At 66.3% G+C, this 23407-nt stretch carries 19 protein-coding genes; 9 read left to right on the forward strand and 10 right to left on the reverse strand.

Annotated elements, in window-relative coordinates:
* Positions 1-85 precede the first annotated feature (85 nt).
* Both secG and ppc read left to right on the forward strand, forming a co-directional pair.
* Positions 86-319 (forward strand): preprotein translocase subunit SecG, encoded by a 234-nt coding sequence (gene secG, locus ABZW74_RS11190; protein WP_240858655.1) that lies wholly within the window; start codon positions 86-88, stop codon positions 317-319.
* A 132-nt stretch (positions 320-451) separates the two neighbouring features.
* Positions 452-3289, forward strand: a complete 2838-nt coding sequence (ppc, locus tag ABZW74_RS11195) for a phosphoenolpyruvate carboxylase (RefSeq protein ID WP_355276223.1) — start codon at positions 452-454, stop codon at positions 3287-3289.
* Between the two features lie 43 nt (positions 3290-3332).
* Here ppc and pgl read toward each other — a convergent pair whose 3' ends face one another.
* The 5 genes from pgl to tkt form a co-directional block, all read right to left on the reverse strand.
* Positions 3333-4070, reverse strand: a complete 738-nt coding sequence (gene pgl / locus ABZW74_RS11200) for a 6-phosphogluconolactonase (RefSeq protein WP_355276225.1) — start codon at positions 4068-4070, stop codon at positions 3333-3335.
* A complete protein-coding gene (locus ABZW74_RS11205) occupies positions 4070-4984 on the reverse strand; it encodes a glucose-6-phosphate dehydrogenase assembly protein OpcA (protein ID WP_240858198.1) in 915 nt (304 codons plus the stop codon). The genes pgl and ABZW74_RS11205 overlap by 1 nt, the downstream gene beginning before the upstream one ends.
* A 37-nt stretch (positions 4985-5021) precedes the next feature.
* Complete coding sequence (gene zwf, locus ABZW74_RS11210; RefSeq protein WP_240858196.1) at positions 5022-6563, reverse strand: glucose-6-phosphate dehydrogenase; 1542 nt, start codon at positions 6561-6563, stop codon at positions 5022-5024.
* Positions 6564-6568: 5 nt separating this feature from the next.
* Positions 6569-7687: a transaldolase gene (tal, locus tag ABZW74_RS11215; RefSeq protein ID WP_240858187.1), complete on the reverse strand. Its 1119-nt coding sequence runs from the start codon at positions 7685-7687 to the stop codon at positions 6569-6571.
* A 116-nt stretch (positions 7688-7803) separates the two neighbouring features.
* Entirely contained in the window at positions 7804-9888 is a 2085-nt protein-coding gene (gene tkt / locus ABZW74_RS11220) for a transketolase (RefSeq protein ID WP_240858172.1), read from the reverse strand.
* Positions 9889-10189: 301 nt separating this feature from the next.
* Here tkt and ABZW74_RS11225 point away from each other — a divergent pair, with 301 nt between their 5' ends.
* Positions 10190-11203 carry a heme o synthase gene (locus tag ABZW74_RS11225; RefSeq protein WP_308221046.1) on the forward strand — a complete coding sequence of 338 codons (1014 nt, stop codon included), beginning with the start codon at positions 10190-10192 and terminating at the stop codon, positions 11201-11203.
* A 111-nt stretch (positions 11204-11314) separates the two neighbouring features.
* Here ABZW74_RS11225 and ABZW74_RS11230 read toward each other — a convergent pair whose 3' ends face one another.
* Positions 11315-12283 (reverse strand): quinone oxidoreductase, encoded by a 969-nt coding sequence (locus tag ABZW74_RS11230; protein WP_355276229.1) that lies wholly within the window; start codon positions 12281-12283, stop codon positions 11315-11317.
* Between the two features lie 103 nt (positions 12284-12386).
* Between ABZW74_RS11230 and ABZW74_RS11235 the strand changes: the two genes are divergently transcribed.
* Positions 12387-12776 carry a hypothetical protein gene (locus ABZW74_RS11235; RefSeq protein ID WP_240858147.1) on the forward strand — a complete coding sequence of 130 codons (390 nt, stop codon included), beginning with the start codon at positions 12387-12389 and terminating at the stop codon, positions 12774-12776.
* 188 nt (positions 12777-12964) lie between these two features.
* Here the strand turns inward: ABZW74_RS11235 and ABZW74_RS11240 are convergent, their stop codons facing one another.
* The 4 genes from ABZW74_RS11240 to mptB form a co-directional block, all read right to left on the reverse strand.
* Complete coding sequence (locus ABZW74_RS11240; RefSeq protein ID WP_240858145.1) at positions 12965-14020, reverse strand: COX15/CtaA family protein; 1056 nt, start codon at positions 14018-14020, stop codon at positions 12965-12967.
* On the reverse strand, positions 14017-14808 hold the full coding sequence (locus ABZW74_RS11245; RefSeq protein WP_355276232.1) for an ABC transporter permease: 792 nt from the start codon (positions 14806-14808) through the stop codon (positions 14017-14019). The genes ABZW74_RS11240 and ABZW74_RS11245 overlap by 4 nt, the downstream gene beginning before the upstream one ends.
* On the reverse strand, positions 14805-15770 hold the full coding sequence (locus ABZW74_RS11250) for an ABC transporter ATP-binding protein (RefSeq protein WP_355276253.1): 966 nt from the start codon (positions 15768-15770) through the stop codon (positions 14805-14807). Before ABZW74_RS11250 ends, ABZW74_RS11245 begins: the two co-directional genes overlap by 4 nt.
* Before the next feature lie 109 nt (positions 15771-15879).
* Positions 15880-17688 (reverse strand): polyprenol phosphomannose-dependent alpha 1,6 mannosyltransferase MptB, encoded by a 1809-nt coding sequence (gene mptB, locus ABZW74_RS11255; protein ID WP_240858135.1) that lies wholly within the window; start codon positions 17686-17688, stop codon positions 15880-15882.
* Between the two features lie 138 nt (positions 17689-17826).
* Here mptB and ABZW74_RS11260 point away from each other — a divergent pair, with 138 nt between their 5' ends.
* From ABZW74_RS11260 to ABZW74_RS11280, 5 genes are read left to right on the forward strand one after another with little or no spacing between them, the layout of a single operon-like run.
* Positions 17827-18642: a metalloregulator ArsR/SmtB family transcription factor gene (locus ABZW74_RS11260; RefSeq protein ID WP_355276255.1), complete on the forward strand. Its 816-nt coding sequence runs from the start codon at positions 17827-17829 to the stop codon at positions 18640-18642.
* Positions 18639-20099 carry a Fe-S cluster assembly protein SufB gene (gene sufB / locus ABZW74_RS11265; protein WP_240858127.1) on the forward strand — a complete coding sequence of 487 codons (1461 nt, stop codon included), beginning with the start codon at positions 18639-18641 and terminating at the stop codon, positions 20097-20099. The genes ABZW74_RS11260 and sufB overlap by 4 nt, the downstream gene beginning before the upstream one ends.
* A complete protein-coding gene (sufD, locus tag ABZW74_RS11270) occupies positions 20099-21277 on the forward strand; it encodes a Fe-S cluster assembly protein SufD (protein ID WP_240858121.1) in 1179 nt (392 codons plus the stop codon). The genes sufB and sufD overlap by 1 nt, the downstream gene beginning before the upstream one ends.
* A 49-nt stretch (positions 21278-21326) precedes the next feature.
* On the forward strand, positions 21327-22100 hold the full coding sequence (gene sufC, locus ABZW74_RS11275; RefSeq protein ID WP_240858110.1) for a Fe-S cluster assembly ATPase SufC: 774 nt from the start codon (positions 21327-21329) through the stop codon (positions 22098-22100).
* A gap of 24 nt (positions 22101-22124) precedes the next feature.
* Positions 22125-23405 carry a cysteine desulfurase gene (locus tag ABZW74_RS11280; protein ID WP_355276235.1) on the forward strand — a complete coding sequence of 427 codons (1281 nt, stop codon included), beginning with the start codon at positions 22125-22127 and terminating at the stop codon, positions 23403-23405.
* The last annotated feature ends 2 nt before the right edge of the window (positions 23406-23407 follow it).

Here is a 23407-nt window from a genome sequence, read left to right on the forward strand (position 1 = left end):
GACCGGCCTGCCATCGGTGTCTTCGAGACATTTCTGATGGCTGACCTCAGACTTCTCGACAGAACAGGATCGCAAGCCAGTGTCAGTGGAAACCGCGCTCGATATCGGACTGATCGTGACGAGTGTCCTGCTCATCGTGCTCGTGCTGCTGCACCGCGGTAAGGGCGGCGGCCTGTCGTCCCTGTTCGGTGGCGGTGTCCAGTCCAGCTTGTCGGGTTCGAGCGTCGTGGAACGCAACCTCGACCGACTGACGATCTTCGTCGGCCTCATCTGGTTCATCCTCATCATCGGCGTGGGCGTCAACATCAAGCTGTCCTGACGCGCACGGCGCACCCCGCATCCAACCCGATGGCACCTGTGCCGTCGGGTTGTTGCATTTGTGACGAGAGTGTCCCTGCGGATCGGCGCCTCCGAGATGCCCCGACGACCGTTAGCCGGAATACTGAACGGCATGACTGAATCCCTCCCGTCACGGGGTGCCCCGGAATGGCGTCCGACAATCACCATCGCCGACCTCATCTCCGTCGACGACGAGGGTCGTGCGCTCACCGAACCGCTGCGCGAGGACATCAGGCTGCTGGGTGGAATCCTGGGCAATACCGTCCGTGAGCACGCGGGCGACGAGGTGTTCGACATCGTCGAGACGGCACGGACCGCGGCCTTCAAGATCCGTCACTCCGAGATCGATCGCGACGAACTCGCCGGCCTGTTCGTCGACCTGGACATCTCGGTGGCGCTGCCGGTGATTCGGGCCTTCAGCCATTTCGCCCTGCTGGCCAACCTGGCCGAGGACATCCACCGCGAACGGCGCCGGGCGATCCACGTTCGTGCCGGGGATCCACCACAGGACAGCAGCCTGGAAGCCACCTACGCCAAGCTCGCAGCGGCCGGACTCACCGACGACGCGGTCGGCAAGGCCCTCGCCGATGCCACCGTCGTCCCGGTCATCACGGCTCACCCCACCGAGACCCGCAGGCGGACGGTGTTCGAGGCGCAGAATCGCATCACCGAACTGCTCCGGTTCCGCAATCGCACCGAGCTGATGCCGGACGAGGACGCCACCGTCACCGAGTCGATCCGGCGACAGATCCTCACGATGTGGCAGACCGCATTGATCCGGTTGGAACGGTTGACCATTCAGGACGAGATCCGCTCCGGACTCCGGTATTACGACGCCTCGTTCTTCGACGTCGTGCCCAAGATCAACAATGCGGTTCGAGCCTCGCTGCGCGCCGCATACCCCGACGCCGGACTGGCCGACGATCCGATTCTCCGGATGGGTTCGTGGATCGGTGGTGACCGCGACGGCAACCCCTTCGTGACCGGCGAGATCGTGGAGATGGCAACCACTTTGGCTGCACGCACCGCGATCGGACATCACCTCGACGAACTGCACAAACTCGCGCAGGAACTGAGCATGTCGACGCGGCTGATGAACCCGGGCTCCGAACTCTACGAGTTGGCCGGTGTGTCCGCCGAGGAAGCCGCGGCCGACGAACCGTTCCGGCTTGCCCTGCGCCACATCCGTTCTCGGCTCGTCACCACGGCGACCGAGCTGTTCGGCGAGGAAGTGATGAAGGCCTCCGACCTGTTCCTGGTCAACGGGCGGCCGGCCTATGCGTCCGCCGACGAACTGCTCGCGGACCTCGACGTGCTCGATGCCGCATTGCGTGTCGGCAAGGACGACATCATCGCCGACGACCGTCTGCTCACGCTGCGAGAATCGGTGCGTACCTTCGGTTTCAACCTGTCGGGTCTGGACATGCGCCAGAACTCCGACATGCACGAGGAAGTGATCGGCGAGCTGCTCGCCTGGTCGGGGGTGCACCCCGACTACGCCTCGCTCGACGAGGACGAGCGGGTGGCGATCCTCTCCGCCGAGCTTCAGGCACGGCGCCCGCTGACGCGACCCGACGCCGACCTGAGCGAACTCGCGATCAAGGAACTGAACATCGTGCGTGCCGCGGCCGGCGCGGTTGCCAAGTTCGGTCCGCAGGCTGTGCCGAACTACATCATCAGCATGTGCACCTCGGTGAGTGACATGCTCGAGCCGATGATCCTGCTGAAGGAAGCGGGCCTCATCGACATCGACCCGGAATCGGGCAAACTCGTGTCCACGGTGCGCATCGTGCCGTTGTTCGAGACCATCGAGGACCTGCAGCAGGGCGCGACGACACTCCTCGCCGCGCTGGACCTGCCGTTCTACCGGGACCTCGTCGACTCACAGTCCGGAATGCAAGAAGTCATGCTCGGCTATTCCGACTCGAACAAGGACGGCGGCTACATGGCCGCCAACTGGGCTCTCTACCGCGGCGAGCTCGATCTGGTGGAAGCCGCCGAGAAAGCCGGAATCCGGTTGCGGCTCTTCCACGGTCGCGGCGGCACCGTCGGCCGTGGTGGTGGACCGAGCTACGACGCGATCCTTGCCCAGCCGCCCGGGGCCGTGCAGGGTTCGCTGCGCATCACCGAACAGGGTGAGATCATCGCGGCGAAATACGCAGAGCCGGTGAGCGCGGAACGCAACCTCGAGACGCTGCTCGCGGCGACCATCGAGTCGTCGCTGCTCGACGTCGAAGGCCTCGGCGACGACTCGGAAGACGCGTACACGAACATGGACGAGATCGCGGCGCTGGCGCGTGCGGCCTACAGCAAGCTGGTGCACGAGACCCCCGGCTTTGTGGAGTACTTCACCACCTCCACGCCGCTGTCGGAGATCGGTGCGCTCAACATCGGCAGCCGGCCGGCGTCGCGGAAGCAGACCGAGAAGATCTCGGATCTGCGCGCGATCCCGTGGGTGCTGTCGTGGACCCAGTCGCGCGTGATGCTCCCGGGCTGGTACAGCACCGGGTCGGCGTTCGCGGAGTGGATCGGCGATTCCGACGAACGGCTCGCGACGCTGCAGCGCTACTACAAAGAGTGGCCGTTCTTCCGGACCGTCATGTCGAACATGGCGCAGGTGCTCGCGAAGTCGGATATGGGCCTGGCGCACCGCTACGCGCAGCTGGTTCCCGATCAAGAGTTGCGCGACAAGGTGTTCGGGATGATCGTCGACGAGCATGCCCTGACGATCGAGATGTACTCGAAGATCACCGGCACCGACGACCTGCTCTCGGACAACGCCGCGCTCAAGCGATCGGTGTACAACCGATTCCCGTACCTCGAGCCGCTGAATCTCCTGCAGGTCGAGCTGCTCCGACGCTTCCGCGCCGGTGACACCGAACCACGCATCCCGCGCGGCATCCAGCTCACCATGAACGGACTCGCGACGGCGTTGCGCAACAGCGGGTAGAGGTCGATCGGTAGCAGTAGTGGGCGGCGGGCGCGCACTATTGCTACGAAATCTTCTCCGCAGCGGCGTCGTCGAGGAACCAGATGGTCTCCTCGGTGCCGTGTGCGCCGGCGCACGGCCAATCGGCGGGATCGGCTCCTTCGTGCGCAGCGGCGACCGCCTCGGCCTTGTCGGCGCCGGCGACCAAGAACCACACGGCCTTGCTGCGGTTGACGACGGGAAGCGTCAAGGTGATGCGACGCGGGGGCGGCTTGGGTGAATCTTCAACCGCGACAACCGACTTCACGGACTCTGCGGTGGCCGGTGTGTGCGGGAACAGGGAGTTGATGTGCCCTTCGCCGCCCATGCCGAGGAGATGGAGGTCGAAAAGGGGCGCAACCCCGTCGGAGGAGTTGGCGGCCAATACCGCTGCGTAATCGGCTGCGGCAGCGTTGATGTCGTCACCGAACGGCCCGTCCGAAGGTGCCATCGGATGGATGCGGTCGGGGTTCAGCGGGACCTTGTCGAGCAGCGCCTCGCGGGCCTGGCCGTCGTTGCGTTCCGGATCGTCGGCGGGGACGAATCGGTCGTCGCCCCAGTACACGTCGACCCGTGACCAGTCGACCGAGCCGCTGTCGGCGGCCAGCGCGGCGAGGATCGCGATGCCGTTGCTGCCACCGGTCAAGACGACGTGCGCATGACCGCGCTCCTGCTGCGCACGGGTGATCAGATCGACGAAACGCGTTGCGGCAGTAGCGACGAGCTCGTCCTTGGTATCGAAGACGAGGGTCTCGGTACTCATCAGGCGATACCTTCCACGATGATCTCGGTCGCACCGCGCAGTGCGTCGGCGTACACCTCGTCGGTGTCGAGTCGGCGCAGCTCCTCGATGAGGCACATGGGCAGATCGCGCCTGCTCATGGCAACTCGGCCATCGGGCTTGCCGGGTTCGGTGATGACGGCGTTGTTGTTCTGGTCGATCGCGAGGATCGTCGGCCCCTGCTGCCGTTGCAACCGAACCTCGAAGCTGCCCATCCTCCGGTAGACGGGCACCCCGAGGGCGGCGCGCATCCAGCCGGCGAGCAGGTCGACGGCGGGGGACAGTTGCGGTCCGGTGACCTCGACCGCCGTGATCGGATCGTGCGGCGGACGGTCGACGGTAGAGGCGAGAAGGGCTCGCCAATGGGTGATCTGGGTCCACGCGAGGTCGGTGTCACCGGGCGAGTACGTCGCCAGCCGGCGCGCGAGCACCGTCTCGGGATTGGCCGACTTTGACGCGTCGAGGATGCGTCGGCGACCGAGCTGACCCAGGGGATCGGCGGCCGGATACTCGGGCGCGGCACCGGGCCACCAGGTGACGACGGGGGTGTCTGGCAGGAGGAACGGCGTCACCACGCTGGCCGGCTGATCCGACAACTCACCGTGCAGCGCCAGCACCACGACTTCCGAGGCACCGGCGTCGCCGCCGACGCGGTACTGGGCGTCGAGCCGCGATTCCTCGTCTCGACTCCCGCGCGACACCACGATGACGCGGCTGGGGTGTTCACGGCTCGCACCGACAGCGGCTTCGATGGCGCCTTCGGTCGGCTCACCGTGATCCGCGCACACGACGAGCGTCAGCACACGGCCCAGGCTGATCGCGCCGCCGGACTCGCGGACGGAGACGATCTTCTTGGCCACCTCGTTGGTCGAGGTGTCGGGCAACTCGATGATCATCGGGTGATCTCCTCAGTGAGCGGTCGGGAGTGAGCTATCACGGCCGACGCCATGACCGTCCGGTCCGTTCGAGCATCTCGTCGGCCGACGCCGGACCCCACGTGCCCGATTCGTAGCTGTCCGGCGAACCCTCTTGCGCCCAGCAGTCGAGCACGGGATCGAGTATTTCCCAAGACAATTCGACTTCCTCGTTGACCGGGAACAGCGATGGTTCGCCGAGCAGCACGTCGAGGATGAGCCGCTCGTAGGCCTCGGGCGACGCCTCGGTGAACGCGGTGCCGTAGCTGAAGTCCATGTTCACGTCGCGAACCTCCATGCTGGAGGCAGGCACCTTGGAACCGAATCGCAGTGTGATGCCCTCGTCGGGCTGCACGCGGATGACCAAAGCGTTCTGGCTCAGTTCCTCCGTCATCGTCTTGTCGAAGGGGAGGTGTGGCGCGCGTTTGAACACCAGCGCGATCTCCGTGACGCGTCGGCCCAACCGCTTGCCGGTACGCAGGTAGAACGGCACGCCGGCCCATCGTCGGGAATCGACCTCGAGGGCGATCGCGGCATAGGTCTCGGTGGTCGAGTCCTTGGCGAACCCCTCTTCGTCCTTGAGTCCCGGAACCTTCTCACTGCCCTGCCAGCCCGGTCCGTACTGACCGCGGGCGGTGTTCTCCGCGATCGGCAAGATGTTGCTCGTCGCCGAGAGCACCTTGATCTTCTCGGCCTGTAACTGCTTGGGTTCGAAGGAGATCGGCTCTTCCATCGCGACCAGGGCCATCAGCTGGAGCAGGTGGTTCTGGATGACGTCACGGGCCGCGCCGATCCCGTCGTAGTAACCCGCGCGCCCACCGAGGCCGATGTCCTCGGCCATGGTGATCTGCACATGGTCGACGTAGTGCGAACTCCACAGCGGATCGAACAGCTGATTGGCAAAGCGCAGCGCAAGGATGTTCTGCACCGTCTCCTTGCCGAGGTAGTGGTCGATGCGGAACACCGACGACTCCGGAAAGACGCTGTTCACAATGGCATTGAGCTGTTTGGCGGATTCGAGATCGTGTCCGAAGGGCTTCTCGATCACCACACGTCGCCAGTTGTCGCGGTTGGACGAGGTGGCCAGGCCACTGCGATGCAGTTGTTCGCACACCGTCGGGAATGCGTTCGGCGGGATCGACAGGTAGAAGGCGTGGTTGCCGTCGGTCCCGCGTTCTTTGTCGAGGGTCGCGAGCGTGTCCTTGAGCCGGTCGAACGACGCGTCGTCGTCGAACGAGCCCTGGACGAACCGGAATCCCTCGGTGAGTCGTTCCCACACCTCCTCGCGGAACCCGGTGCGGGCGTGCTCACGAACGGCGTCGTGGACGACCTTCGCGAAATCCTCGTCGTCCCAATCGCGCCGCCCGAACCCGACCAGCGCGAACGACGGCGGAAGCAGACCGCGGTTGGCGAGATCGTAGATCGCCGGCATCAACTTCTTGCGGGCGAGGTCGCCCGTAACACCGAAGATGATGAGACTGCACGGTCCGGCAATCCGGGGGAGCCGCTTGTCACGTGGGTCGCGAAGCGGGTTGGACCAACGCTTCTCACCCCTGGGCACGCGCGTCAGCCCTGTGCGGCGGTCAGCTGCTCGGCGGTCGCGCTGAGCAGATCGTTCCAGGCATCCTCGAACTTGCTCACGCCCTCGGTCTCCAGAACCTCGAAGACGTCCGCGAAGTCGATGCCGACCGCGGCGATCGCGTCGAACACCTCCTGGGACTCCTGACCGAGCCCGACGATCGACGAGGTGTTGACCCAGCCGTGGTCGGCGAAGGCATCCATCGTCTTGCCCGGCATGGTGTTCACCGTGTTGGGTGCGACGAGTTCGCTGACGTAGAGGGTGTCGGGGTAGTCGGGATTCTTCACGCCGGTCGAGGCCCACAGCGCTCGCTGCGGCCGCGCGCCCTGCGCCAGCAGGTCCGGGAAGCGCGACTCCACCTCGAAGATCTCCTGATACGCCTGGTAGGCCAGGCGCGCGTTCGCGAGGGCAGCCTTGCCGCGCAGTCCGAGGGCATCGGGGGTGCCGATGGCGTCGAGGCGCTTGTCGACCTCGGTGTCCACGCGGGAGACGAAGAACGACGCCACCGAGTGGATCGACGACAGGTCGTGACCGGCCAGGGCGGCCGCATCCAGGCCGTCGAGGTAGGCGTCCATGACCCCCTTGTAGCGCTCCACGGAGAAGATCAGCGTGACGTTGACGCTGATGCCCTCGGCGAGGACCTTGGTGATCGCGGGCAGCCCGGCCTTGGTCGCCGGGATCTTGATGAGGAGGTTGGGGCGGTCGACGATCTTCCAGAGTTCGACGGCCTGTGCGACCGTGCCCTCGGTGTCGTGAGCGAGGCGGGGATCCACCTCGATCGACACTCGACCGTCCACACCGTGGGACTCCTCGAACACCGGAGCCAGGACGTCGCACGCGTTGCGGACATCGTCGGTGGTGACGGTGCGAATGGTCGCGTCCACATCGGCTCCGCGCGCGGCCAATTCGTTGACCTGCGCGTCGTAGCTGGTGCCCTTCGACAGCGCGGCCTGGAAGATCGACGGGTTGGTGGTCACGCCGACCACCGATTTGGTGGCGATGAGGTCGGCGAGGTCGCCGGAGGAGATCAGGTCACGGGACAGGTCGTCGAGCCACACGGACACTCCGGCGGCGGACAGTTCGGCGAGCTTGCTGTTCTGGGTCACGGGTTTCCCTTTCGGGTTGCGCACGCAGGATGCGTACTTGTGGTGCGCTCGGGATCGCCGAACGCGATGGCGCCTGAGGTCAGGTTTTCCTCTGGTGACACGTCGATGTGCAGTTGTCAGCTCTTGTTCTCGATCGCGCGCTGCGCGGCACCCACCACGGCCTCGGCGGTGATGCCGAACTGCTGGTAGAGCACCTTGTAGTCGGCGGAGGCACCGAAGTGCTCGAGCGAGACGATCTCGCCGCCGGTGCCCACGATCCGGTACCACGGCATGGCGATACCGGCCTCGACCGCGACGCGCGGAGTCGACGGCGGCAGTACCGAGTCGCGATAACCCTGCGGCTGCTCGTCGAACCACTCCACACACGGCATGGACACGACGCGAGCCGCGATTCCCTTCTCCGCCAACGCCTTCTGGGCGTCGACCGCGAGGTACACCTCCGACCCGGTGCCGATGAGGACCACCTGTGCGTCGTTGTCGGAGTCGCTGAGCACATAGCCGCCCTTGGCCACACCGTCCGCGGAGGTGCCCTCGAGGATCGGGATGTTCTGGCGGGTGAGGGCGAGGCCGACGGGATGGTTCCGGCGGGACAGCAGGTGCTGCCATGCATAAGCGGTCTCGTTCGCGTCGGCCGGGCGGACGACGTCGAGGTGCGGGATAGCGCGCAGCGCCGCGAGGTGTTCGACGGGCTGGTGGGTCGGACCGTCCTCGCCGAGGCCGATCGAGTCGTGCGTCCAGACGTAGATCGGATCGATCTCCATCAGCGACGCGAGACGAACCGCCGGCCGCATGTAGTCGGCGAACTGCAGGAACGTGCCGCCGTAGGCGCGCGTCGGGCCGTGCAATGCGATACCCGAGAGGATCGAGCCCATCGCGTGCTCGCGGATGCCGAAATGCAGGGTGCGACCGTACGGATCGGCGGTCCATTTCTTGGTGCTGATCGACGACGGGCCGAACGACAGGGCGCCGTCCATGGTGGTGTTGTTGCTGCCGGCGAGATCGGCCGAGCCGCCCCAGAGTTCCGGCAGGATCGGCGCCAGGGCCGTGAGGACCTTGCCGGAGGCGCTGCGTGTCGCCACGTCCTTGTCGCCGGGCGTCCAGCTGGGCAGTGCGTCGGTCCAGCCCTCGGGCAGTTCATGTGCGTGCAGGCGGTCGAAGAGCGCCTTGGCCTCGGCGTTCTTGCCTGCCCATGCGTCGAAGCCCTTGGCCCACTCGGCCTTCGCCGCGGCGCCGCGCTCGGCGAGCTTGCGGGTGTGGCCGATGACCTCGTCGGTCACCTCGAAGTCCTTGTCCGGGTCGAAGCCGAGGACCTTCTTGGTGGCCGCCACCTCGTCGGCACCGAGTGCTGCACCGTGAATCCCGCCGGTGTTCATCTTGGTCGGCGCAGGGAAGCCGATGATGGTGCGCAGGCAGATGATCGACGGCTTGTCGGTGACGCCCTTGGCCGCCTCGATCGCGGCCTCGATGGCCACGACGTCCTCGCCACCCTCGACGGTCTGCACGTGCCAGCCGTAGGCCTCGTAGCGCTTGGCGACGTCCTCCGAGAGGGCGATGTCGGTGTCGTCCTCGATCGAGATCTGATTCTGGTCGTAGAAGACGATCAGGTTGCCCAGCTGCTGTGTGCCGGCCAGCGAACTCGCCTCGGAGGTGACACCCTCCTCGATGTCGCCGTCGGAGGCGATGACGTAGATGAAGTGGTCGAACGGGCTCGTGCCGGTGGGGGCGTCGGGGTCGAAGAGACCGCGTTCGCGGCGGCTGGCCATGCTCATCCCGACCGCCGACGCCAGACCCTGTCCGAGCGGACCGGTGGTGATCTCGACACCCTTGGTGTGCCGGAACTCCGGATGGCCCGGGGTCAGCGACTCCCAGGTGCGCAACGCCTCGAGGTCGGCGAGCTCCAGACCGAAGCCACCGAGATACAGCTGGATGTAGAGCGTCAGGCTCGAATGACCGCAGGACAGGACGAAGCGGTCGCGTCCGACCCAGGTGGTGTCGACCGGATCGTGCCGCATGACCCGCTGGAACAGCGTGTAGGCCAGCGGCGCCAGGCTCATCGCGGTTCCGGGGTGTCCGCTTCCGCATTTCTGGACCGCATCGGCCGCGAGCACCCGGGCGGTGTCGACCGCGCGAGTGTCGAGATCCGACCAGTCATCGGGGTGGCGAGGGGTGGTCAGTGCGCGGATCTCGTCTGTGTCGGCCACGGTCGTGGTGTCTCCTGTGCCTGCTCGGTGCTGGACGGTGAACAGGCCGACAAGCATTTCCCGACATACGGGAAGTCGGCCTGTACTCGTCACCAGAGTAATCGGCCGCCACCGAGGGCTGCGCGGCGAGTGGGCGATGCGTCGCCCCGATGGCCCGATTGCAGGTCAGCGCGGTGGTCAGGGCTCGATTCACGGATCGAGTTGGCATACGTCTACCATGCTGTGTAGTAGCCCGCCAGGCCCGTTTTCGGGCCGTGAGCCCCTCTTGCACACAGTTCGGGGCAGGCAGACGAGGAGAGCCGTGAGGATTGGGGAGCGCGTGAGCGGAGATCACACCGCCGCATCCCGTCCCACCGGATCCCAATCCGCGTCCCGTGCGACGGTGCAGGAGTCGCCGGCCCCGACGCCGTCGTGGCCACGGCGCCTCCAGGCGACAGTGCTGGCCTACATCGCGCTGACCAAGCCCCGCGTCATCGAACTCTTGCTGGTTGCGACCATCCCGGTGATGCTCCAGGCCGATCGTGGCCATGTCGACCTCGCGGTGATCGCGTGCACGCTCTTGGGCGGATGGCTGGGTGCGGCGAGCGCCAACACCCTCAACATGGTCGTCGACGCCGACATCGACAAGAAGATGAAACGCACCGCCCGACGGCCGTTGGCGCGTCGTGCCGTGGCTCCACGCAGCGCACTGATATTCGGCATCGTGCTGTGGGCAGCGTCCTTCGCGGTCCTCTGGCTGGCGGCGAATCTGCTGAGCGCGCTGCTGGTGTCGGCGACGATCATCTTCTACGTCGGCGTCTACACGATGATCCTCAAACGCCGCACGTGGCAGAACGTCGTGTGGGGCGGCGCTGCGGGATGCATGCCGACGCTGGTCGGATGGGCAGCCGTCACCGGGTCGCTGAGCTGGCAACCGATCGTCCTCTTCGGCGTGATCTTCTTCTGGACGCCGCCACACACCTGGGCGCTGGCGATGCGCTACAAGGAGGACTACAAGGCTGCCGGCGTCCCGATGTTGCCGGTGATCGCCACCGAGGAGCGGGTCACCCGGCAGATGGTGATCTACACCTGGCTGACCGTGCTGTGCTCGTTGGTGCTCATCCCCGCGACCAGCTGGATCTACGCCGCGGTCGCGATCCTGGCCGGCGCCTGGTTCGCCAGCCGTGTCCACATCCTCTACCGCGACACCCGACGCGGCGCCGAGGTCGCACCGCTGAAGATCTTCCTGCAGTCCAACGAGTACCTCGCCATCCTCTTCTGCGGGCTCGCGATCGACGCCGTCATCGGCCTGCAGACCATCGCCGACTACTTCTGACGCGACGAGGCTTCAGCCGGGGAATCAGTACGTGGCAGCCGAGTCGAGTGCACTGTGCATCCGCCGGGCTGAGGCATACAGCATTGCGCGCAGGGTGTTGGGGCCCACCTCTCAATCGGGCAGCAGCACCGTCGACCCGGTGGTCGCACGCGCCTCGAGATCGGTGTGGGCCTGCGCGGCGTCGGCGAGGCGGTAGCGCTGGCCGACCCGGACGTCGACCGTCCCGTCGGCGACGGCACCGAGAAACTCGCCCGCCCGCCAGCGCAACTCATCGGTATCGGCAATGAAGTGGGCGAGCGTCGGGCGTGTCACCGACAATGACCCCGCCGGGTTGAGACGCTGCAGATCGAACGGCGGGACCGGCCCGCTGGCCGCACCGAACAGCACGATGATGCCGCGCACGGCGGTCACCGCGAGCGACTGCTCGAAGGTGTCCGCGCCGACGCCGTCGTAGGTCACCGGTACGCCGCGCCCGCCGGTGATCTCTCGTACCTGCGAGACGAGGTCGTCGCCGTATCGGAGCACGTGGTCGGCGCCCGCGGCCGTCGACAGTTCGGCTTTCTCGTCGCCGGACACGGTGGTGATCACCGTCAGCCCGCGATTCTTGGCTATCTGGGTGAGCACCAGACCGACGCCGCCCGCGCCGGCATGGACAAGCACGGTGTCGCCGGCGGACGGATGTGCGCTGCCATCGAGGAGGTAGTGCGCCGTGAGGCCGCGCAACAGCGACGAGCCCGCGGCCGCGTCGTCGATGCCGTCCGGCACGGGTACGAGACGGGAGGCGTCGACCGCGACGATTTCGGCGTAACTACCGGCACTGTCGCACCAGCAGACGCGCTGCCCGATCTCGATGTCGGTGACCTCAGACCCGACCGACACGACGACACCGGCTCCCTCGCTGCCCGGAATATAGGGGGGAGTCGACGGGTACAGGCCGCGGCGGATGTAGGTGTCGATGAAGTTGACGCCGATCGCGGTGGTTCGCACCAGTGCCTCGCCCGGGCCCGGGATCGGGTCGAGGGCCGTGCCGTAAGCCATCACATCGGGTCCGCCATGGCGAGTCACCTGGATTGCACGCATGCCTTCTGTCTACACGTCGACGTCGGCGGACGGGGCCATAACAGTGTGTGACAGGAGCTACGTGCGTCGTCGGGCGAGGCTACCGCCCGGTATGCTCACCACCATGAGCGACGCCGCGACGACCCAGCCCACCGACGATCGAGCCGGCGACCAGAAGCCCACTGTGAGCGCTCCGAGTGACGTGGTTGCGTCGATCCGCAGCTTCGTCGGTCGCGAAGGCGGCGAGGCCAAAGCCGTACTGCAGCCCATCGGCAACGCGGGCGTGCGCATCACGCTCGTCGGCGAGCAGGGTGGCATCCTCGGCGATCGGGTGGTCGACGACATCGCCACCGCGAACGCCGTGGTCGACGCCATCGACGGCGTCGAGATCGCCGAGTGGGACCGTGAACTCACCTCGGCCGCGAACGTGAAGCCGTCGCACTACCGCAAGATGGCCGGCTGGGTAGCGGGCCAGAAGCGGTTCCCCAAAGCCCGTAACTCCGCGATCCTCTAGGGTCTTTTCCCGGGTCAACCCGCAAGAAAATAGGGGAGGAAACTCTTTCCCCTGGCCTCAGAGTCGTCCCCTATAAATTTCTAGGGGACGACTGTGAACCCCGGGGAAGAAACTCTTCCCCTAGATTTTTGCGAGCACGGCACCGACGCATTTGTCCAGGTCAGCGAGCCGGTCACCGACGCTTCGAATCAGTGGGCGCTGTCCGCAGTCTCTGGCGCAGTGTCGCGAGCAGCGGTCGGGGTGAATTCGAGCACCAGCCATGTTGCCCCGATGAGGAGTGCGGCGCTGCCGATCATGTGCGCGATCACGAGGGCGATGGGCAGGTCCGTCGCGTACTGCACCGCACCGATGACGCCTTGCAGGGCGAGTAGTCCGGCAAATGTGAGCGCGACGCGCTGTTGCGGCAGTTTCATCACGCGCGTGAACACCAGCAGCGCCAGGGCCAGTCCGATCAGCACGAACACCGCGTCTGCGTGCAATTGCGTCGCGTTGTCGGGAGCCAGGCCGTTGCGTGGCGCGTTGGCGTCCCCGGCGTGCGGACCGGAACCGGTGACGACGGTGCCGAGGTAGATGGTCACCCAGGTGGCGACGTAGGTGATCCAGGCGAGTTGCCGTCCCAGACGGGTCACCGCCGCCGATCTCGCCGGCTCCGGCTGCACGGGCGTCGTCAGGCGGGTGCGGTACACCAGCACCGTCGACCCGGAGACCAGCGCCATGGACAGCAGGAAGTGCAGTGCGACGACCCACGGGTTGAGGTCGGTGAGGACCGTGATGCCGCCGATGACGCCTTGGAAGGGGATTCCGAGCGCGAGAACGAGGACCAGCCACCGATCGGCACGTGTGCTGCCTGCGTGGCGCCACACGGCGGTGAAGGCAGCTATCGCGATGGCGATGAGCACCCAGGTGAGCATGCGGTTACCGAACTCGATCGCGCCGTGGTAGCCGAGAGCTTGGTGCGGCACGAACGAATTGTCGGTGCATTGTGGCCAGGTGGGGCAGCCGAGGCCCGAACCGGTGAGCCGGACCGCGCCGCCGGTCGCGACGATGCCGACGTTGGCCACCAACAGCGCGATCGCCCACCGAAACACGAATCGTGCGGTGGGTACGCCGAATCCCGGAACCCGCGACATCGCGCCGCCTCGGGGCCCGGCACCTGCCGGGTCGGTGCCGCGATCGGAGATTGCCGACCGCGATTCGTCGGAGATCGCCGAGGGTTTGGACGCAAAGGGTTTGGATGTCGTCATTCGAACCGGAACCACCTCACCGCCAGTGCGCCGGCGACCGCCGTCCACACGAGCAACACACAGATACCGAAGACATCCACCGTCGCATGCGATGCCCGTTCGAGCGCCTCGGTGAGGGCGCCCGACGGGGTGCAGCGCGCGACCCACCACACGGCGTCGGGTACGCGCGAGTCGAGTACCACGAGGCTTCCGGTGCCGACCATCGCGAACCACAGAAGGTTGGCGAGTGCGAGCACCACCTCGGCCTTCAGGGTCCCGCCGAGCAGCAGTCCGAGGGCGGCAAAACATGCCGTCCCGATCGCGATGACCGCGGCACCCAGCAGCAGACCCAGCACGGCCGGGCGCCACCCGAAGGCAGCCCCGATCAACCCGAGCACGATCGACTGGATGATCACCACCAGCAGGACCGCGACGGATTTGCCGACGATGATGCCCCAGCGTGGAATAGGTGTGGCACCAAGGCGTTTCAGCGCCCCGTAGCGCCGGTCGAATCCGACCGCGATGGCCTGGCCGGTGAACGCGGTGGACATCACGGCGACGGTCAGGATCGCTGGGACGAAGACGTCCGCACGCGCGGCCGGGCCGTCGCCGAGGCCTGTGTCGACGGGCAGCAGACACAGTCCCACCAGCAGTGTGATCGGGATGAACATGGTCAGGAGCAATTGCTCGCCGTTACGCAGCAGCAGTTTGAGTTCGAGTTGCGATTGCGCCGCGATCATCGCGGCGATGCGCGCGGGCTGCGGACGCGGGGTGAAGGTGCCCGCGGGGAAGAGTGTGCCGGAACTCATGAACGCAACGCCCGCCCGGTCAGGTCGAGGAACACGTCCTCGAGGCTGCGGGTCTCGACGCGCAGGTCGGTTGCCAGCACGTTGATCTTGGCGCACCAGGCGGTCACCGTGGCCAGCACCTGCGGCGTCACCTTCCCGACCACCAGGTAGGTGCCCGGCGCCGATTCGGAGCAGTGGTAGTCCTCGGGCAGGGCAAGCTCCAGCATCGTCAGATCCAGACCCCGCGGCGCGGTGAATCGCAGCTCGTTCTCGGCGCCGCGGCTGGTGAGGTCGGCAGGGGTGCCGGCCGCGACGCAGCGGCCCCGGTCGATGATCACCACCTTGTCGGCGAGTTCTTCTGCCTCGTCCATCAGGTGGGTGGTCAGCAGGACCGACACCCCGTCGGCTCGCAGGCGGTCGACGAGATCCCAGACGACCAGGCGCGCGTGCGCGTCGAGTCCGGCGGTCGGTTCGTCGAGGAACACCATCTCCGGTCGGCCGACGATGGCGCACGCCAGTGAGAGTCGTTGTTGCTGGCCCCCGGACAGCCGCCGGAAAGAGGTGCGGCGCACGTCGGTCAGGCCCAACGCGCCCAGCAGCCAGTCGGTGTCGATCGGGTCCGCCGAATACGACGCGACAAGACGCAGCATCTCCTCCGTGCGAGCCCCGGGGTAGGCGCCACCGCCTTGCAACATCACACCGATGCGCCTGCGGAGTTCGTCGTTGTCCGAGCGTGGGTCGAGACCCAGAACGCGGACCGATCCTTCGTCGGGGGCGGCGAATCCTTCGCAGATCTCGACCGTGGTGGTCTTGCCGGCGCCGTTGGGGCCCAGCAGGGCGAGGATCTCGCCGCGTCGGAGTTCGAGGTCGAGACCGTCGACGGCGGTGTGCTCGCCGTACCGCTTGACCAGTCCGCGGACGGTGAGTGCAGGGTCGTCGTGACCGGGAACGTGTTTGACGGCGTCACTGCCGCGGCGATCCACCTTGGGATCGTCGCTGTTCAACCGGTGAGACGTCGTGCCGTGCACAACGCTCAGCCTAGGCGCTCGATCACGCCGAACGAAAAAACGGTGTACCCGGATGCGATCGCGCTCACGTCGTCGTACGCGATGGCTCGGTGGTGTCGCCCGAGGCCTGCCGTCTTCGGCGCCTGCGGGTGATCGGATCGTCCTCGAAAAAGACCGCGGTGAGCACCGCGACCATGATGACGCCGGCCAGAACGCCCTGTGCCAGTACGACTCCACTGGTGTTGGAGCTGGTCGGCATGACCACGATCGCGATGATCGCCGACGCCGCGATGGTCGACAGGCGGAACCATGGACCGGTCGCCCACGCGGCGAGCGGGATGACGGCCCACAGCAAGTACCAGGCCTGGACGAACGGAAAGAACACCACGACTGTGGCCATTGACACACCGAGGGCGCCCAGCGGATGAAGGCGGCCTCCCAGGGTCGCGAGCATCCATCGCACGATGAACACCCCGGCGATCAGCTGGCCGATCGGGCGGCCGACCTCGAGAACCGCCTGGGTGTGGTCGCCCAGGCCGAGGTTGACCCCGATTCGACCGGTGGTCACCGACAGCAGTGTGGGCATCGACATCCACGAGCGCACGATCGCGCCGGTCGACAGTGTGCCGGTCCAGCCGAAACCGAGGCCGGTGCCGAATCCGATCACGAGCATCACCACGCCGACGACCACGATGTAGAAGCCCGCCGACATGGACAGCGCATAGACCGTGTGTCTCGATCGCGACCACCACTGACTGGGCGGCGCATGCCGCAGCGCGGGCAGGGTTGCACCCCACCGGAGCGCGAGTGCGATCCCGACGAATCCCAGTGCGAGCATCGAGGTGAACTTGACCATCGTCGACGCGGCGAGGATGGCCGCACCGGCGATGAGAATCCATCCGCTTCGCGTGGGGATGAGCGTGCCGGGTTTTCGGAGCAGATCGGCACTGTAGATCGCTCGGAAACTGAACTCGAGGCCCACGAGCATCAGGCCGAGCATGAGCGCCTCGTTGTGGATGCCGCCGACCAGATGCAGGATGAGCAGCGGATTCATTGCGCCGAGCCAGATCGCCGCCACCGACGACACCCCACATCGTTTGGCCAGACGGGGCAGCGCCCAGACGATCAGGGCGATGCCCACGAGGGCGACCATGCGGTGCAGGAAGATCGCGGCGGTGATGTTGTCGCCGGTGATCGCGGTGATGCCTTCACCGAGCCACAGGAACAGGGGGCCGTAGGGGGCGGGAGTGTCACGCCAGAGGTTGGGTACCGAGCGGGTGAGCACGTGCTCGATGCCGAGCCCGTTCATCGGGCTGACCGTGTAGGGATCCATTCCCCGGTAGGCGATCGCGCTCTGGGCGAGATACGAGTAGATGTCCTTGCTCAGCAGCGGTGGAGCGACGACGATCGGCGCGATCCACAGCAGCAGGGTCCGGTCGGCCTGCCGGCGGCTCATCCGGCGTGCGGGACTTCGGCCGTTGCGGACCTCGACCGACAACCTGCCGACCGCGAACCGTCCCAGCAACAGCCAGGCGACGACGAGCGTGATGGTGCCGCCGATGGACAACGCAAGCGCCGTGCCGAACATCCGTGAAGGCAGCGACAGCACGCGCATCCCGGCCACCGGATTCTGCAGCACGGGGATCGCGCCCGTGCCGAGGGAACCGATCAGGATGAGCACGGATCCGGTGGCACCGAAGAGCTTGATTCGGCGCAGTCGGCGGGTCTCCTCGGCATTGAGCGGACCGACCTCGCGTTCGTCGTCGTGAAGTCGTGCGACGGCCTTGCCATAATTTCCGGGCCGGTCGATCGCGTCGCCTGCGGAGGATGGCGTGGTCGTCTTGCTCAGTCCGAAGTAGTCCAGCGCACGGCGCAAGACTGTGGTTTCGGGCACAGGACGACTGTAATCGGCGCTGCACAATGCCGGGTGAGCGGCCCGCGGCGGTTGGTCGGGGCACGATCACTCGGCTCGCTAAGGGCACCCTTGCTGGAACGCGGGAATCAATTACGTCACACTTGTGTTGTGAAAACCATGCGGAACGATCCTGTGCTGTCTGCCGACAGCTCCGGTGCCGTCCCGTCCGGTTCGGCCGATCCGGCCACGCATCACGATGGCGAGACCCGGGCTGCGGTGGTGACACTGCTCGTCGAGGACGGCCCGCTCACTGCGGGTGAGATAGCGGCCCGTCTCGGAATCAGCGCCGCCGGAGTTCGTCGGCACCTCGATGCCCTCACGTCAACCGGTGATGTGGAGATCTCGTCGTCGGGCTTCGGTCAACGCGGCCGTGGCCGACCGGCGAAGTGGTTTCAACTCACTGCGACCGGCCGGGGTAAGCTGCGCCACGCCTACGACGACCTCGCCGGCGCCGCGATGCGCAAGCTACGCGACATCGGTGGTGGGGACGCGGTCGAGAACTTCGCCCGGGAACGGGTGGAGCGGATCGTCGCGGGTGTTCGGCCCGCCGGGGAGACGGTGAGCGTCGCCGAGACGGTCGGCGACATCGCCGACGCCCTCACCAGCGCCGGATACTCGACCAACACCCGTGAGGTCGGGACCGGCTTGCAGATCTGCCAGCATCACTGCCCGGTCGCGCACGTGGCGACCGAGTTCCCCGAGTTGTGCGAGGCCGAAACCGCGGTCTTCACCGAATTGCTCGGGACCCATGTGCAGCGGCTCGCGACGATCGCCAATGGCGACTGCGTGTGCACCACCCACGTGCCGCTACACCCTGTACCGCAAGTCCCGACCCAGCATGTCCAGACCGAGCAAGCCCCGAGCGACGCACAGCCCGCGCCGACTCCCGCCCAGAAGCTCCCGCAAGGGACAACCCGAAAGGTCTCGCGATGACAGTCACCGAGCCCACCGCAACCGACGGTGCACCGATCAAGGCCGCACCGCTGACCCAGGAGGAGACGATTGCCTCCCTGGGCAAGTACGGCTACGGCTGGTCCGATTCCGATGTCGCGGGTGCCAGCGCCCAGCGTGGCCTGTCGCCGGCAGTCGTCGCTGACATCTCGGCGAAGAAGAGCGAGCCCGAGTGGATGCTCGAGCAGCGGCTGAAGGCCCTGAAGATCTTTGATCGCAAGCCGATGCCGCACTGGGGTGGCGAACTCGACGGCATCGACTTCGACAACATCAAATACTTCGTCCGCTCCACCGAGAAGCAGGCGACGAGTTGGGAAGAGCTGCCCGAAGACATCAAGAACACCTACGACAGGCTGGGCATCCCCGAGGCGGAGAAGCAGCGCCTCGTAGCCGGTGTCGCCGCCCAGTACGAGTCCGAGGTGGTCTATCACCAGATCCGTGAGGACCTCGAGCAGCAGGGTGTCATCTTCCTCGACACCGACACCGGTCTCAAGGAGCATCCGGAGATCTTCCAGGAGTACTTCGGGTCGGTGATCCCGGCAGGCGACAACAAGTTCTCCGCGCTCAACACCGCGGTGTGGTCGGGTGGCTCGTTCATCTATGTGCCGCCGGGCGTGCATGTCGACATCCCGCTGCAGGCCTACTTCCGCATCAACACCGAGAACATGGGTCAGTTCGAGCGGACGCTCATCATCGTCGACGAGGGTGCCTACGTGCACTACGTCGAAGGCTGTACCGCACCGATTTACAAGACGGATTCGCTGCACTCGGCGGTCGTCGAGATCATCGTGAAGAAGGGCGGACGCTGCCGTTACACGACGATCCAGAACTGGTCGAACAACGTCTACAACCTGGTGACCAAGCGTGCCAAGGCAGAGGCCGGCGCCACCATGGAGTGGATCGACGGCAACATCGGGTCCAAGGTCACCATGAAGTACCCGGCGGTGTGGCTGACCGGTGAGCACGCCAAGGGCGAGGTGCTCTCGGTCGCGTTCGCCGGTGAAGGTCAGCATCAGGACACCGGATCGAAGATGGTCCACCTTGCGCCGAACACGTCGAGCAACATCGTCTCGAAGTCGGTCGCCCGTGGCGGCGGACGTGCGTCCTACCGCGGTCTGATCAAGGTCAACAGCGGTGCCCACGGCAGCCGGTCGACGGTGAAATGCGATGCGCTGCTTGTCGACACGATCTCCCGCAGCGACACCTATCCTTACGTCGACATTCGCGAGGACGACGTGACGATGGGCCATGAGGCGACCGTGTCCAAGGTGAGCGACGACCAACTCTTCTATCTGATGAGCCGTGGTCTCACCGAGGACGAGGCTATGGCCATGGTGGTGCGCGGCTTTGTCGAGCCGATCGCGAAGGAACTCCCGATGGAGTACGCACTCGAACTCAACCGGCTGATCGAGCTTCAGATGGAAGGAGCGGTCGGCTGATGGCGGACCCGACACTGGCACCTGCTGCCAATTCGATTGCCGGCAACAAGGGTGAGCAGTTCACGTCCTTCGACGTCAACGCCTTCGAGGTGCCGAGTTCGCGCGACGAGGCGTGGCGGTTCACTCCGTTCCGCAGGCTTCGCGGTCTGCACGACGGTTCCGCGACGATCTCGGCCGAGGCGACCGTCGAGGTCACCGGGGTCGCCGACGGCGTGACCGTCCAGACCGTCGGCCGCGATGACAAGCGGCTGGGTGACGGTGGTGTGCCCTTCGACCGCATTGCGGCGCAGGCATATTCGTCGTTCACCCAGGCCACGGTGATCACCGTCGGCAAAGAGGTCGAACTCGGCGAACCGGTGGTCGTCCACCTCGACGGCCCCGGTGAGGGCGAGGTCGGGTACGGACACATCCAGGTTCGCCTCGAACCGTTCGCCCGCGCGGTGGTCGTCCTCGATCAGAAGGGCAGCGGAACCTACGCGGAGAACGTGGAATTCGTGGTCGGCGACCAGGCCGCACTGACGCTGGTGAATGTGCACGACTGGGCCGACGACGCGGTGCACGTGGCCGCTCACCATGTCCGGGTCGGACGCGACGCGACCGTTCGTCACTTCGCATTCAGCCTGGGCGGCAACCTGGTTCGACTCTCCCCGGTGGTGCACTACGACGCACCGGGCGGAGACGTCGAACTGTGGGGCCTGTACTTCGCCGACGCGGGGCAGCATCTCGAGCAGCGCCTGCTCGTCGATCACAGTCAGCCGCATTGCCGGTCGAATGTCGTCTACAAGGGTGCGCTGCAGGGCGACACCTCGGGCGATCGGTCTCGCGAGGCGCACACCGTGTGGATCGGCGACGTGCTGATCCGCCCGGAAGCCGAGGGCACCGACACCTTCGAGTTGAACCGAAACCTGGTGCTCACCGACAACGCACGCGCCGACTCGGTGCCGAACCTGGAGATCGAGACCGGCGAGATCGTCGGCGCCGGACACGCCAGTGCCACCGGGCGATTCGACGACGAGCAACTCTTCTACCTGCAGGCCCGCGGCATCCCGGAGGATCAGGCGCGCCGCCTGGTCATCCGCGGCTTCTTCCGCGAGATCATCGCGAAGATCTCCGTGCCGGACATCCGCGAGCGTCTCGAAGCCGCAATCGAAGAAGAACTCGAACTCGCCGGCGCCTGACCACTCGACCATCTCGCCCACAGCCCACAACGAAAGACCGTTCATCATCATGACCACACTGGAAATCCGAGACCTGCATGTCGACGTCGCACAGACCGACGCCGACGCCGAGCCCATCCACATCCTCAAGGGTGTCGACCTCACCGTGAAGTCGGGGGAGACCCACGCGATCATGGGCCCCAACGGTTCCGGCAAGTCGACGCTGTCGTATGCCATCGCCGGTCACCCCAAGTACGAGGTGACCCAGGGGTCCATCACCCTCGACGGTGAGGATGTTCTCGAGATGAGCGTCGACGAGCGGGCGCGCGCCGGACTGTTCCTGGCCATGCAGTACCCGGTTGAGGTTCCCGGAGTCTCGATGTCGAACTTCCTGCGCACCGCCGCCACCGCCGTGCGCGGCGAGGCCCCCAAGCTGCGGCACTGGGTCAAGGAGACCAAGGAGGCGATGACGGCGCTCGAGATCGATCCGGCGTTCGCCGAACGCAGTGTCAACGAGGGCTTTTCGGGCGGCGAGAAGAAGCGTCACGAGATCCTGCAGCTCGATCTGCTCAAGCCGAAGATCGCGATTCTCGACGAGACCGATTCGGGCCTGGACGTCGACGCGTTGCGCGTGGTGTCCGAGGGCGTGAACCGCTACAAGGAGAACGAGCACGGCGGCATCCTGCTGATCACGCACTACACGCGGATCCTGCGCTACATCAAGCCCGAGTTCGTGCACGTGTTCGTCAACGGACGGGTCGTCGAGTCGGGCGGTCCCGAACTTGCCGACGAACTCGAGGAGAACGGCTACGTGCGGTTCACCTCCCCGGCCAAGGCCGGCTGAGTCCGACCGAAGGAGGTGTCATCAGTGACGCTGTCCACCCAAGCCGCGGCTCCGGCGTTCGACGTCGAGGCGTTGCGGGCCGACTTCCCGATTCTGTCGCGCACGGTGCGGGATTCGAAACCGTTGGTGTACCTGGACTCCGGGGCCACCTCGCAGCGGCCCGTGCAGGTACTCGACGCGGAGCGCGAGTTCCTGACCCAGCACAACGCCGCTGTTCACCGCGGTGCGCACCAGCTGGCCGAGGAAGCCACCGACGCCTATGAGGATGCGCGTGAGGTGATCGCGCGTTTCGTCGGTGCCGACGCCGACGAGCTGGTGTTCACCAAGAACGCCACCGAGGCGTTGAATCTGGTGTCTTACACGCTCGGTGACGATCGCAGTGCGGACATCTTCGGCGGGAGGCAACTCGGCGGAGGCGACACCGTCGTCATCACCGAACTCGAGCACCACGCGAATCTCGTTCCGTGGCAGGAACTGTGCCGCCGGACGGGTGCGACGCTGCGCTGGTACGGCGTCACCGATGACGGTCGGATCGATCTCGACTCACTCGAACTCGACGACACCGTCAAGGTGCTCGCGTTCACCCATCAGTCGAATGTGACCGGCGCCGTCGCCGATGTGGCCGAACTCGTGCGCCGGGCCCGAGCAGTCGGTGCTCTCGTCGTGCTCGACGCCTGCCAGTCGGTTCCGCACATGGGGGTCGACTTCCGAGCGCTCGACGTCGACTTCGCCGCCTTCTCCGGGCACAAGATGTTTGGTCCGTCGGGTGTGGGTGTGCTCTACGGCCGCGCGGAGTTGCTGAATGCGTTGCCGCCCTTCCTGACCGGCGGGTCGATGATCGAAACCGTCACCATGGAGGTGTCGACGTACGCGCCGCCTCCGCAGCGGTTCGAGGCCGGTGTGCCGATGACGTCGCAGACGGTCGGCCTGGGCGCGGCGGTGCGCTACCTCGAGGCGATCGGTATGAACGCGATTGCCGAGCACGAGCATGCGCTGGTCGCCTACGCATTGGAGCGCTTGTCGCAGATCGAGGGACTCCGCATCATCGGGCCGGCGACCGCCGAGAATCGTGGTGGGGCAGTCTCGTTCGTGGTCGACGGAATCCATGCCCACGATCTCGGGCAGATCCTCGACGACGAAGGGGTCGCCATCCGCGTCGGACATCACTGCGCGTGGCCGCTGCACCGCCGGTTCGGGATCGCCGCGAGTGCGCGCGCTTCGTTTGCCGCCTACAACACGCTGGCCGACGTCGACGCACTGACGGCAGCAATCGTGCGTGCCCAGGACTTCTTCGGGAGCCGGTGAGT

The organism is Gordonia sp. NPDC003585, assembly GCF_040610755.1.
Taxonomy (GTDB): domain Bacteria; phylum Actinomycetota; class Actinomycetes; order Mycobacteriales; family Mycobacteriaceae; genus Gordonia.

Excerpts from the sequence above, each read along its gene's own strand:
- ppc (WP_355276223.1), top strand. The coding sequence starts at position 452 with ATGACTGAATCCCTCCCGTCACGGGGTGCCCCGGAATGGCGTCCGACA.
- pgl (WP_355276225.1), bottom strand. The coding sequence starts at position 4,070 with ATGAGTACCGAGACCCTCGTCTTCGATACCAAGGACGAGCTCGTCGCT.
- ABZW74_RS11205 (WP_240858198.1), bottom strand. The coding sequence starts at position 4,984 with ATGATCATCGAGTTGCCCGACACCTCGACCAACGAGGTGGCCAAGAAG.
- ABZW74_RS11230 (WP_355276229.1), bottom strand. The coding sequence starts at position 12,283 with ATGCGTGCAATCCAGGTGACTCGCCATGGCGGACCCGATGTGATGGCT.
- ABZW74_RS11235 (WP_240858147.1), top strand. The coding sequence starts at position 12,387 with ATGAGCGACGCCGCGACGACCCAGCCCACCGACGATCGAGCCGGCGAC.
- ABZW74_RS11240 (WP_240858145.1), bottom strand. The coding sequence starts at position 14,020 with ATGACGACATCCAAACCCTTTGCGTCCAAACCCTCGGCGATCTCCGAC.
- ABZW74_RS11245 (WP_355276232.1), bottom strand. The coding sequence starts at position 14,808 with ATGAGTTCCGGCACACTCTTCCCCGCGGGCACCTTCACCCCGCGTCCG.
- ABZW74_RS11260 (WP_355276255.1), top strand. The coding sequence starts at position 17,827 with ATGCGGAACGATCCTGTGCTGTCTGCCGACAGCTCCGGTGCCGTCCCG.
- sufB (WP_240858127.1), top strand. The coding sequence starts at position 18,639 with ATGACAGTCACCGAGCCCACCGCAACCGACGGTGCACCGATCAAGGCC.
- sufD (WP_240858121.1), top strand. The coding sequence starts at position 20,099 with ATGGCGGACCCGACACTGGCACCTGCTGCCAATTCGATTGCCGGCAAC.
- sufC (WP_240858110.1), top strand. The coding sequence starts at position 21,327 with ATGACCACACTGGAAATCCGAGACCTGCATGTCGACGTCGCACAGACC.